Genomic DNA, 12116 nt, shown 5'->3' with positions numbered 1-12116 from the left:
GCGCCAGCCAGAGGATTAGGTCAGCGCCGCCAGAATCTTCTGAGCCAACGCCGGACCAATACCCGGCACCGCCGTCAGCTCCTCGGCGCTCGCCTGCTTCATCTGAGCCACCGACCCAAAGTGCTTAATCAGCGCGGAACGCTTCACCTCGCCCAGACCGGGCACCTCATCCAGGGCGGAGGCGACCATCGCCTTACCACGCTTGGAACGGTGGAAGGTGATAGCGAAACGGTGCGCCTCATCGCGGATGCGCTGCACCAGGTACAGCGCCTGCGAGGTGCGCGGCAGCACGACCGGGTAGTCGTCGTCCGGCAGCCACAGTTCCTCCAGGCGCTTAGCGATGCCGGCGACGTACACGTCCGTAATGCCCAGGTCGCTCAGCGCGGCGGATGCGGCAGCCACCTGCGGCGGGCCGCCGTCCACGAGCACCAGGTTCGGCGGGTAGGCGAACTTCGCAGGCTCGGGCGTGGAGGCGTCAATCTCGCCGGAGTGCACGGGCGCGGCTTCGCGTTCCGCCTGCTGCGCCAGGTGCCTCTTGAAGCGGCGCGTAATGACGTCGTACATGCTGGCGGTATCGTCACGCGCGGCGTCGCCGGTAATGCTGTAGGTGCGGTAGGCGTTCTTCGCGGGCATGCCGTCCTCAAAGACGACCATGGACGCAACCACGTTCGTGCCCTGCACATGCGAAATGTCGTAGCACTCGATGCGCAGCAGCGGGTCCGGTAGCTCCAGCGCCTCCTGCAGCTCCACGAGGGAAGCGCTACGGGTGGTCAAATCACCGGCGCGGCGGCTCTTGTGCAGGGTCAGCGACTGGCGCGCATTCTCGGCGACCGTCTTCATAAGCTCTGCCTTGTCGCCGCGCTGCGGGACGCTAATTTCCACGGGCCCGCCGCGCACCTCCGCCAGCCAGGACGCCAGCTGCTCCTTATTCTCGGGCTCCACCGGCACGAGCACAGAACGCGGAATATCGTAGCTGTTCAGGCTCTTCTCGGCATCCTTCTGGGAGGCGAGGCTCGCCGCAATATCGCTGTACACCTGCGCGATCAGCTGCTCAATGAGCTGCGCATCGGTGCTGTCGTTGACCTTCTCCACGATCCAGCCGCGCTGGCCGCGGATCCTGCCGCCGCGCACGAAGAACACCTGAACGGATGCCTCCAGGTCGTCCTCAGCGTAGGCGAACAGGTCGGCATCCACGGTCGCGCCGAGCACCACGGCGTTACGCTCAAACGCCTTAGTCAGCGCGGCAATATCGTCACGAAGAATCGCGGCACGCTCAAAGTCCATATCAGCTGCGGCTGCTTTCATTTCCGCGGTCAACTGGGCGATATGCTTCTCAGCGCCACCACCCATAAACCGGGTCAGCCCGCGCGCCAACTCGCGGTGCTCCTCGGCGCTAATCTTGCCCACGCACGGCGCCGCGCACTTATCGATATAACCGAGCAGGCACGGGCGGCCACTATTCTTCGCGCGGTTAAACACGCCGTTCGTGCAGGTGCGCACCGGGAACACGCGCAGCAGCGCATCCAGGGTTTCACGAATCGCCCACGCCTGCGAATACGGGCCAAAATAGCGCACGCCCTTACGGCGCTCGCCGCGGGTCACCATGGCGCGCGGGTACACGTCATTGACGGTAATCGCCAGGTACGGGTACGACTTATCGTCGCGGAACGCAATATTGAAGCGCGGCGAAAACTCCTTAATCCAGGTGTATTCGAGCTGTAGCGACTCCATCTCGCTCGCCACCACAGTCCACTCCACGCTCGCCGCCGTATGCACCATCGCGTAGGTCTTCGGGCTCAGCGTCTGCGGGGACGCAAAATAGCTGTTGAGGCGGTTGCGCAGGTTCTTCGCCTTACCCACGTAGATGACGCGGCCGTCAGCATCGCGGAAACGGTAAACGCCCGGGTCGGTGGGGATTTCGCCGGGGGCGGGGCGGTAGCTGGAAGGCTCTGCCATGGGTACTTTCTCCTCGCTCTACTGGGCTTTCTGCTGGGGTGCCGGGGTCGGTGTGGGCCGCTGCTGGGCTGCCGGGGTCATCTCAGGCTCGCGCATACGACAAACCGCGCATCCTACACCCATCTCCCCAATGCGCGGGGGTCGGTGCGTGAATGCGCGGTTTAAGTCTACGCGGTATAGGCGGGGCGTGCCCTAGCCTGCGTCACGTGCGGCTGAGGGCGAAACGTTGTACTCGTGCTTTCGCGCCTGACCGGACAGCTGAGCAATCTCATTCATGATCGTGTCGGTGGTGACGCGGCGCTGCTTGCCGGTCATCTTCTCGCCGGTCTTCTCAAAGTAGAGCGGCTTGCCCACACGAATCGTGAAGCGGCGCGGGTAAATCATGTTCGAGCCGGGCTTCTGCAGGCGGTCGGTACCAATCAGACCAACCGGAACCACGGGGGCGCCGGTCATGTGCGCCAGCCACGCCACACCAATCTTGCCGCGGTACAGGTAGCCGTCGCGGGAGCGGGTGCCCTCGGGGTAAATGCCGAAGACCTTACCCTCCTGTAGCTTCTCCAGGGCAATGTCGAGCGCCTTGAGCGATTCGGAACGGTCGGAGCGGTTCACAGGAATGATGTCTACGGCTTCGAAGAATGCCTTCATCATCTTGCCGCGCGGGCCGGGGGTGTTCACGTACTCAGCCTTGGCGAGGAACGCCACGCGGCGCGGCATCATGGCAGAAATAATGATGGAGTCCAGGAAGGACAGGTGGTTGGAGGCGACAATCACCGGGCCGTTGGCGGGGAAGTTTTCGAGTCCGGTCACGCGGGCGCGGAAGACGGTGCGCAGGATTCCGGTGATTGCTTTCTGGGTGGATTTGTAGAGAAGCACGTGAACTCTCCTGAGGTGCCGATAGATTGCGGGCTGTGGCGGCGGTCCGCCGTGGATGCGGGGTGAGTGACCCCTTCTGAATATACGCCGCCAAAGAGCACAAAATCTGTACTGCGGTAACCTGTGCCGCAAAAAATTTGTACTGTGTTTAGTAGCGTCGGGTTTTATTATTCCACACCCGAGTGTAGGCACGTGAGGGGTGCCGCTCTCCCCTTCCACATGCTGGGATGCGCCTCCCTCCAACGACTTCAGCGAGAACTCCGGCAGGAGCTCGAGTAGGAGCCTGAGTAAAAGCCTCGGTTGAGAGAGTCTGCGCAGCCTCCACCCCGGCGCCTCCTCCCCCGTTACAGGCGGGGAGGTAGCGCGGAAGCTAAGGGTTCAACCTCAACGTAATATTTCAGGTTTTCCGCCTTATGATTACTGATTTCCCCGCCAAATAGCCGTGTCACATTATGACGCTACGTCAGCAAAGTTTCGTAAATGCGCATTTAATATGCAAAAATGAGAGCAGGGTGGGCTGTCGCACCTCCCTCAAGGACGATTCACCCTGAACATAGTGAGCCGCCCCTCCAGCGGATGTGCGTCGGGACCACTCCACCTACAAATTCCACGCACACTGGAGACATACACTATGGCTACAAAACCCGTCTCGCGTGCGCAGGCAGCAAAGATTGCCCGCCGCTCAGACACGGTCGGTGCCTATGCCGGAAAAGGCTGGGTACAGGCTGTTGCGTTTGTGATGCTCCTGGGCTTCACCATCATGGCAGTCCTTGCAATGCGCACCTACGCACTCTCCATGCCGCTCCCCGATAAAATCGTCGGCAACGACGGCAAAACTATCGCAACCCAAGAACAGATTCTGCACGGTCAGGAACTGTTCCAGGGACGCGGCCTGCAGCAGTACGGATCCGTCCTCGGCCACGGTGCCTACCTCGGCCCCGACTACACTGCAGAATACCTGCGCCTGACCACCGATGCTGCCGTCAAGGAGTACCGTGAACAGGGCAAGCAGGACCCCCGCGAACTCGTCAAGAACGAGTGGCGCAAGGAGAACAAGTACGACGAGCAGACTAAGACCATCACCTGGTCCGCTGGTGAGACCAAGGGCTACCAGCTCATGCTCAAGCACTACCGTGAAACCCTCATGAAGGGTGACACCTCGCAGGGCCTGTTCCCCAACGCCATTAAGAACGACGAAGAACTGCACGACATCGTCGCTTTCTTCGGCTGGACCGCATGGGCATCGGCGGCAGACCGCCCCGACCAGCCCTACTCCTACACCAACAACTGGCCCTCCGAACCCAACGTGGACAACAAGCCCACCGCGGATCTGATGGTCTGGTCGGCACTCTCCCTGATTGCCCTCATCGGTGGTACCGGTCTGATGTTCGCCATCTACGGCCGCTGGTCCCGCGCTATCGGCTGGCACGCGGAAGAGGCACCCGTCCTCGACTTCCGTCAGCCCGACGAAGTTCGCCTGACCCCCTCGCAGAAGGCAGCCTGCCTGCTCTTCGCAACCATCCTGGTGCTGTTCCTCCTGCAGGCTCTGGTGGGTGCGCTCACCGAGCACTACCGTGAAGAACTCACCGGATTCTTCGGTATCGACATGGGCCAGTTGCTGCCCTACACGGTATCCCGAACCTGGCACCTTCAGCTCTCCCTCTTCTGGACCGCAGGCGCGTTCCTGGCGGGCGGTATCTTCATCGCCCCGCTGATTACCCGCCGCGAACCCAAGAAGCAGGGTCTGCTCACCTATGTTCTCATCGGCGCCGTGGTCTTCGTGGTCCTCGGCTCGCTGCTGAACGAATGGTTCTCTCAGAAGGGCCTCATCCCCAAGGAATTCACCGGCTTCTTCTCGCAGCAGTGGGAGTTCCTGGACCTGCCGCGATTCTTCCAGATCCTGCTCACCGCGGGTATGTTCATCTGGATCGTCATCGTCTGGCGTACCCTCTCCGCTCGCCTGAAGGGCTCGAAGAAGACCTCCCTGCCGTGGCTGTTCCTCTTCTCCGGCCTCGCCATCCCCATGTTCTACGCGGTCGGCCTGCTCGCAGGTCAGCGTACTCACGTGACCGTCGCCGAATTCTGGCGATTCTGGGTGGTTCACCTCTGGGTGGAGGACTTCCTCGAACTGTTCACCACCGTCATGGTGGCGTACATCTTCGTGCTGCTCGGCGTGGTCCGCGAGCGCATCGCAATCTCCATCATCATGATGGACGCCGTGCTCTACTCCGTCGGTGGTGTGATCGGTACTCTGCACCACACCTACTTCGTCGGTACCCCCTCCGAGCAGATGGCATTCGGTGCGTTCTTCTCGGCTGCTGAGGTTATCCCGCTGACCTTCCTGACCGTTGAGGCGTGGGGCTTCATGCAGCTGGGTGCTCGCCAGTACTCCAACCGCACCAAGCCTTTCCCGCACCGTTGGGCTGTCATGTTCCTGATTGCTGTGGGCTTCTGGAACTTCCTCGGCGCAGGTGTGTTCGGCTTCCTGATTAACCTGCCGATCGTGTCCTACTTCGAGATTGGTACCGCGCTGACCGCAAACCACGCACACGCATCCATGATGGGTGTGTACGGTATGCTCGCAATCGCGTTCGCGGTGTTTGGTCTGCGCTACCTGATCCCTGAGGACAAGTGGCCTGAGAAGGGTCTGAAGTTCTCCTTCTGGACCCTGAACATTGGTCTGCTGTGGATGTCCTTCATCTCGCTGCTGCCGCTGGGTATTGCTCAGCTGTACAAGTCCGTGGGTGAAGGGTACTACGAGGCTCGTTCCTTCGCGTTCATTCACGACGGTGCTTCCGCTGTGATGGGTTGGATGCGTATGCCCGGTGACGTGATCTTCCTGGTCGGCATTATCCCGCTGATTAAGCTGGCGCTGCTGGGTATCAAGGAGATCTTCTCCAAGAACGCTAAGGAAACCGTCCTGGAGCTGCCCGAACCGCCGCTGTACGAGGTGGTTGAGGACGCTCGCATCGCAGAGTTCGCCGGCGCTAAGGCTGCCGAGGAGCTGCCCGAGCAGACCAGCCCCTACCGTAGCGATCGTCGAGGCTAACCATGCCTGAGCAGATTGCTGGAGTTTCTTTCCTCGTGTGGCTGGCCTGCGTGTACGCGCTCGGCCTGGTCGCCGTGGGTTGGGGCTTCGATATTCTCGCCAAGCGCACCAGCCAGCGCATGGTGGCGGCGCGAACCTTCGGGTTCACCTACCACGAAGAGAGCGACGCGTGGCTCTGCCCCGAAGACCAGTGGCTGTGGGCGACCGCATTCGACTCGGACAACCGAGTGATGCGTTACCGCGCCAAGCCCAGCGTGTGCAACACCTGCCCGATTAAGGACAGCTGCACCGTCTCGGCGAACGGCCGCGAGCTCACCCGCGAAGTGGATGAATGGCCCTACTCCGAGTCGGGTCGTTTCCACCGCGGGCTCGCGGTTGCCGTGTCGCTGCTGGGTGTGGTCATCCTGATTGGTGCCGCCATCGTCTGGCACTCCCCGCTGGAGCTTCTGGTGGAGGGTGCCGCCGCGGTGGTCTGCCTGTCGCTGACCTACCCGCTGGCTGTGAAGCTCATGCGTTCCCCCGCGAACTTCGAGAACGATCCGAAGCATATTCACGCATCCACCGCTGATGAATCGGTGAACGTGAAGATGGACCGTTTCGCGGCGAAGTGGGGTGGCGTGTCGAATGAGCGTAAGCGCCGTACCGAGCAGACCCGCAAGCAGATGATTGCGGAGGCAACCCTGCCGGTTCGTACCTCTGCCCTCGACCCGGACCGCCCCGCATGGAGCGGCACCGGCACCTCGGTTAAGCGACTGCACAAGACCACGAACGAGGTCCTGCAGGAGCAGAACCTGGCTGAGGTTGAGGCTGCTGAAAAGCTGGCAGAGCAGATGGCGAAGAAGTAGCGCTGCACAAGTTTTTCCGTTCCGGCGGCTGACCGGTCGATTGGTTCCGTCTGTTAGCTTCGGCGGCCACCCTGCATGGAATTCTCTTTTATTCCTCTTTTGAGTTTTCCATGCGGGGTGCCGCTAAAGCACCGACCGCCGCGATGTACGCCGGGACGGAAAATTCCCCTCCCAAAACTCCCCCACACGCAGCCCGGTTACCGGGCACCCCCTACTACCTGCACCGTACGAGGCGCGGGCAGGTGGGCACACATACCGTCCTCCCCCAATATTTGTGAAGGAAAACCATGGATCCCGTCACTTTGGCAACTATCCTCATCCCAGTTGCCGTCATTGTTCTTTTTATTCTGATTCGTATGTTCCGCGTCATCCCCGAATACGAGCGTGGCATCTCTTTCCGCTTCGGCCACCTGCGTTCGGAGCTGAAGCCCGGCCTGAACGTCGTCTTCCCCCTCGTTGACTCCCTGCAGCGCGTTGATATGCGTGTTATCACCCTGACCATTCCCCCGCAGGAAGTCATCACCAAGGACAACGTTCCCGCCCGCGTGAACGCCGTGGTCCTCTTCCGCGTGACCAACGCCAAGAACGCGGTGCTTGAGGTTGAGAACTACCCGATTGCCACCAGCCAGATTGCGCAGACCACCCTGCGTTCCCTGCTCGGTCGCGTTGACCTGGACACCCTGCTCGCACACCGCGAGGACCTGAACGAGGACCTGCGTTCCATCATCGGTTCGCGCACCGAGCCGTGGGGTATTCAGGTGGAGCTCGTTGAAATCAAGGACGTTGAGATTCCCGAGGCTATGCAGCGCGCCATGGCTCGCGAGGCTGAGGCTGAGCGTGAGCGCCGCGCAAAGATCATTTCGGCACGCGGTGAGCTGGAGGCCTCCAGCGAGCTGAAGGAAGCATCCGACATTCTGAGCCAGTCCCCCGCTTCCCTGCAGCTGCGTTACCTGCAGACCCTGCTGGAGCTGGGTGCCGACCAGAACTCGACCGTGGTCTTCCCGCTGCCCATGGACGTGATTGGTCCGCTCGTGGGTGCACTCAAGGGCGAGAGCAAGTAGGCGCTTCTCCCCTAGCCTGACGCACTAGCCGCGGCGGCTGATTCGCAGCGGTTAGACATATAGAAATATCCCGTGCAGATGAGAGTATCTGCACGGGATATTTCTATGCCGAACATTCTTCGCGAAAGCTAGAAGGAAGGCGTTTGGCCCGCCGCGGGGGTTGGATGAGGTGGTTGCGACGGGCCAAACTGGTCGGTTACACGCCGTAGAGGTGCGGGCGCGGCAGGTACATCAGCCAGTTGGGTGAGGGCCGGAATCCTGCCGCAAACGGTTTTCACCGACGCCTTAAGCATAACCGGCACAACCACCGAACCGTCGGTAGCTTGAGTGAAGCATCAATCACCCATCTCACGCCATGCCGGGGCGGTATTCAGCCCAAAAATCGGCGCCTATCATCTAGCGCAGCGCCCGGCAAACTAACGCAATGCTCGGTGCGCCTGGTCAAAGAACTCACGCTCGTACACGCACGCCGACAGGTACGCCCGCGCCGCGCGCACACGCTGAGCCGGTGAAGCCGTCTCAAACGCACGCTCCACCTCCGCGAGGCTACGCGCCACATCCGCGGCGAACTCTTCGCCACCGTACATGCTCAACCACTCCGCGTACGGGTGGTCCGCATGATTCTGCGAGGAGAGCACAGCGCCCACCTCTTCGTACAGCCAGTAGCAGGGCAGGATCGCCGCGGCACCGACCACGTAATCATCACCGGCAGCGGTGGCACGCAGGAAATTCGTGTACCCCATCGTAATCGGTGAGGGCCCACCCAGACGCGCACGGTTCGCCAGCCAGCCCTCGTGTAGCTGCGATTCGGCGGCAATCGCCTCGTGCGCACCGGCGGCCCAGTGCACCTGCGCCTCAGCGGTGTCAGCACGCGCCGAGAGAGTCGCGAGCGCACGCGAATAATCACGCAGGTAGAGGGCGTCCTGATCTAGGTAGAAGGCGAACAGGTCCTCGTCGAGGGTGCCGTCACCGAGGGCACGCACGAAGGGCAGGTCCAGGATTTGGTGCCAGGTTTCGCCACCCGCAGCCCAGAGGGCGGCGGTCCAGGGACCGGCGGGCTTTACGACGGCTTCACCGGCGGGCACGGGGCTGACCGGCAGCAGACGTTCCGGGCTGGTGCCGTCCAGAGTATTGCCCTCAGAGTCGGTGGTGGCGAGCAGGTGATGCCACGGGTACGCGGAGGCGGCAGCCTCCAGGCGGCGGGCACGGGCGGCGTGGTCCACCGGGCCGTGGCCCTCACCGGAGCCAACCTGCAGACCGGCACCTGCGGCAATGGATTCGTGGAGCCAGCGGGTGCTCCACTGCAGGGCGCGGTGGGTGTCTTCGCTGGTCAGAACGCTCTGCTCTGCGGTGTGTTCTGCGGCTTCGGTGTGCTGCAGCAGTTCCACACCCAGGCGGGTTGCCAGCGAAGAGGACAGGGAGCATCCGGTGCCGTGCGTATTACGGCTGTCCAGGCGCGGGGTGCGCACGTGCGCGCAGGTGCCGTCCGGGAAGACCGCGGTGTTACCGGCGTCCTGACCGCACAGGTGGCCGCCCTTCACAATCACGGTGGTTCCGGTCGCCGCCGCAAGGTTCGCCGCCTGCTCGTGCGCCTCATCGAAAGTCTGAGCGGGCTCCTTCTCACAGAGCACGGCGAGCTCCGGAATGTTCGGGGTAATCACATTCACGAGCGGCACGAGGTCGCGCAGCGCCTGCTCCGCTTCCGCCTGCAGCAGGCGGTCACCGCTGGAAGCAATCATGACCGGGTCGAGCACGACCAGGGGCACGGGGTGCTCGCTCAGCCAGGTGCGGACGGTGCGAATCGTGTCTGCGTCGCCGAGCATGCCGATTTTCACGGCGTCAACCGTGACGTCATCAAAAACGGCGGCAAGCTGCGCGGTCAAAAATTCCAGGGGCGGGGTGAATACTTCACGAACCCCGCACGTGTTTTGGGCGACCAGTGAGGTGGTCACACACATGCCGTAACCGCCGGATGCGGCAATGGACTTGAGGTCCGCCTGGATACCTGCACCGCCGGAGGGGTCGGTTCCCGCAATGGAGAGAACCCTCGGCACCCGAGCTGTCTGGGGTACCCCGGATGCTCCGGAGGCGCTCGCGCCGGGTGCAGGGTTGGAGAGGGTCGAGGGGTTGGAGGTGGGTGCGCACGAGGGCGCGGTAGGCTGCTCTGCCATGATCGATAATCCCTTCGCTAGTTCGAACTAGAGCAGGTTCAATGGGTGATTCTCTCAGCCTTGAGTGTTATTACGCCGTTTCGTGCGCCCGCTGTGCTGTAGCTCTTCGCTGTGCCGTAGCCCTTCGTTGGGCGGTCAGTTGGGCGGTCAGTTGGGCGGGTTAGCGGGTCGCGGGCGTCTCAAGGCACCCCATATCGCTCTGCCAGGTTATCACAATGATTCTCCGTAGCTAAAAGTTCTGCGGGTAACAAGTGAATCTCTCCGAAATTTTCGTTTGAGTCTTGCACTCTTGCGAGTGCTCCCGCCGCCGATTTCAGTGCACCCTTGTACGGAAACCACCCGTTAAACACGTAGTGCCCGGCACCGCTTCACACGGTACCGGGCACTATCAGCCGGGCACTATCAGCCGGGTTTAGGTCAGGGCGAAAATCTCTGCCGGTGAACCCTCCGCAATGATCCTACCCTCGTGCAGCAGGACCGCGCGGTCAGCCAGCGAGGCGATACGCGCATCGTGCGAAATGATCAGCACCGCACGGTTCGCCAGCACGGCGCTCAGGGACTCGGTTGCGTCCGCGAGCTCCAGCTGAGTGGTGGACTCGTCCAGAATCACGGCGTGCGGGTCAGCAAGCACAATACGTGCCAGCGCCAGCTGCTGAATCTGGTCGCGGGTCAGCGGCGAATCCGCGCCGCTCACGACAGTATCCATGCCCTGCGGCAGGTCGCGCCACCAGCGGGCACCGATAGCGTCCAGTGCCTCGCCCATCTGCTCGACGGTTGCATCCGGCACGACCACCGTAAAGTTATCGGCGAGAGTACCGAAGAAGACGTGCGCTTCCTGGGTGCAGACCAGCAGGCGCGGGCGGCCATCGGCGGCGGCATCGGTCGGGAAGTCGCCGTGACCGACCGGGCGGCCCATCACGGTGATGGTGCCTTCCAGGGCGGTCAGCGAACCACCAATCAGACGAGCCAGGGTGGTCTTACCCGAACCGGAACGACCCACCAGGGCAAGTGCCTCACCGCGGCGAATCTTCAGGTTGATACCTTCCAGAACGAGGGCGTCCGGCGAGTAGCCGTAGGAGACGTCGGTGCAGTCAATGGCGTACTCCGGGTTCTTCACGGCTTCATCAGATACGGCGGCGAACGCTTCGGCACGGTGCTGTGCACGCGCCTCACGCTGCTTCTTCGCCAGGGAGACCACACCGAACACACGACCCATGTTCACCAGCATGATGCGCAGGCTGCTGACGTGGTGGTTCAGCATGTCGGCGAGGACTCGCAGGCTGAAAACCATGACCGAGGCGGTCGCCACGGCGCCCCAGCTTGCCCAGCCGAGAGCCACGCAGGCGGCACCCCAGAGCATACACAGAATCGTGGGGATCCAGGCGTTGATAGCGTCCACGGTGAAGTACAGCTGGCGGATGCGCACCATGCCCAGCTGCGCGGCGAACTGGCGCTTGTTCTCACCGGCGAAGGCGTCTTCGCGGGCGGTGTGAACGCCCAGCTCACGGATCGTGGAGGTGCCGCGAATGTTCTCGGTCAGCACGCTGTTGAGGTCGCTCACGCGCTCCTGGGTAGTCTGGTTGCGTGCCGCCATGAGCGGCAGCATCTTCGACATGATGAGGGCAAGACCGGCAATCATGGGTAGCATAATCAGGCCCATAGCCGGGCTCACAACCGCTAGCGAGATGGTGGAGATCAGGAAGTACAGCAGCACGTAAATCGCGCCGAGCAGGTCCTCACTGACGGACTTGGCTGCCGAGGACAGGTCGTCGGTCACGCGGGTGAGCAGGTCGCCGCTGCCGGCTTCTTCCACGGTGCGTGCGTCCAGGTCGAGGGTGCCGTCGAGGGTGTCCTGGTTGGCGTCACGGGTGACGAGCGCACCCAGTCGCGCCGCGCTGTACGAGGAGACCATGAGGGTTATTGCCTGCACGATGAACGCCGCCAGGATAATCAGAATCGGCTGCCACGGGTAGCTGGAGAACTTGCCCGCCACCACGTCGTCCACGGTGGCACCAATCTGCAGGGGCACCACCGCACCCATGAGGGTACTGACCATGTAGATGACGAAGGTGTAGAGGGCTCGCCCCTTATGCGCCGCGAGGTAGTTCCACATGCGGCGTGCCACGTAGGCGGGGGTTTCGATGGGGAGCTGCTTTGCCAT

At 62.4% G+C, this 12116-nt stretch carries 7 protein-coding genes and 1 riboswitch; of the genes, 3 read left to right on the top strand and 4 right to left on the bottom strand.

Features of this window, described 5'->3' with window-relative positions; genetic code table 11:
* Positions 1–15: 15 nt before the first annotated feature.
* Together uvrC and HMPREF2836_RS04930 are read right to left on the bottom strand one after the other, a co-directional pair.
* On the bottom strand, positions 16–1956 hold the full coding sequence (uvrC, locus tag HMPREF2836_RS04935; protein WP_070629644.1) for an excinuclease ABC subunit UvrC: 1941 nt from the start codon (positions 1954–1956) through the stop codon (positions 16–18).
* A 192-nt stretch (positions 1957–2148) separates the two neighbouring features.
* Positions 2149–2829, bottom strand: a complete 681-nt coding sequence (locus HMPREF2836_RS04930; protein WP_070629642.1) for a lysophospholipid acyltransferase family protein — start codon at positions 2827–2829, stop codon at positions 2149–2151.
* Positions 2830–3460: 631 nt separating this feature from the next.
* Between HMPREF2836_RS04930 and HMPREF2836_RS04925 the strand changes: the two genes are divergently transcribed.
* The 3 genes from HMPREF2836_RS04925 to HMPREF2836_RS04915 all read left to right on the top strand — a co-directional run bounded on the left by HMPREF2836_RS04925 (position 3461) and on the right by HMPREF2836_RS04915 (position 7784).
* Entirely contained in the window at positions 3461–5878 is a 2418-nt protein-coding gene (locus tag HMPREF2836_RS04925) for a nitric-oxide reductase large subunit (protein ID WP_005506188.1), read from the top strand.
* A 2-nt stretch (positions 5879–5880) separates the two neighbouring features.
* Complete coding sequence (locus HMPREF2836_RS04920) at positions 5881–6723, top strand: transposase (RefSeq protein WP_070629640.1); 843 nt, start codon at positions 5881–5883, stop codon at positions 6721–6723.
* Positions 6724–7010: 287 nt separating this feature from the next.
* The gene (locus HMPREF2836_RS04915; protein ID WP_005506196.1) at positions 7011–7784 is read left to right on the top strand and encodes a slipin family protein; all 774 of its coding nucleotides are present in this window, start codon (positions 7011–7013) and stop codon (positions 7782–7784) included.
* 416 nt (positions 7785–8200) lie between these two features.
* Here HMPREF2836_RS04915 and HMPREF2836_RS04910 read toward each other — a convergent pair whose 3' ends face one another.
* Positions 8201–9955 (bottom strand): bifunctional hydroxymethylpyrimidine kinase/phosphomethylpyrimidine kinase, encoded by a 1755-nt coding sequence (locus HMPREF2836_RS04910; RefSeq protein ID WP_246822829.1) that lies wholly within the window; start codon positions 9953–9955, stop codon positions 8201–8203.
* A riboswitch (TPP riboswitch) is annotated at positions 9947–10157 on the bottom strand. It overlaps the preceding gene by 9 nt.
* A gap of 210 nt (positions 10158–10367) precedes the next feature.
* Positions 10368–12116: an ABC transporter ATP-binding protein gene (locus tag HMPREF2836_RS04905; protein ID WP_070629638.1), complete on the bottom strand. Its 1749-nt coding sequence runs from the start codon at positions 12114–12116 to the stop codon at positions 10368–10370.

The organism is Rothia sp. HMSC065C12 (assembly GCF_001812085.1).
GTDB classification, from domain to species: Bacteria; Actinomycetota; Actinomycetes; order Actinomycetales; family Micrococcaceae; genus Rothia; species Rothia mucilaginosa.
The sequence above is the reverse complement of the archived record's forward strand: the minus strand, read 5'-3'. Positions and strand labels throughout refer to the sequence as shown.

Excerpts from the sequence above, each read along its gene's own strand:
- uvrC (WP_070629644.1), bottom strand. The coding sequence starts at position 1,956 with ATGGCAGAGCCTTCCAGCTACCGCCCCGCCCCCGGCGAAATCCCCACC.
- HMPREF2836_RS04925 (WP_005506188.1), top strand. The coding sequence starts at position 3,461 with ATGGCTACAAAACCCGTCTCGCGTGCGCAGGCAGCAAAGATTGCCCGC.
- HMPREF2836_RS04920 (WP_070629640.1), top strand. The coding sequence starts at position 5,881 with ATGCCTGAGCAGATTGCTGGAGTTTCTTTCCTCGTGTGGCTGGCCTGC.
- HMPREF2836_RS04915 (WP_005506196.1), top strand. The coding sequence starts at position 7,011 with ATGGATCCCGTCACTTTGGCAACTATCCTCATCCCAGTTGCCGTCATT.
- HMPREF2836_RS04910 (WP_246822829.1), bottom strand. The coding sequence starts at position 9,955 with ATGGCAGAGCAGCCTACCGCGCCCTCGTGCGCACCCACCTCCAACCCC.
- HMPREF2836_RS04905 (WP_070629638.1), bottom strand. The coding sequence starts at position 12,116 with ATGGCAAAGCAGCTCCCCATCGAAACCCCCGCCTACGTGGCACGCCGC.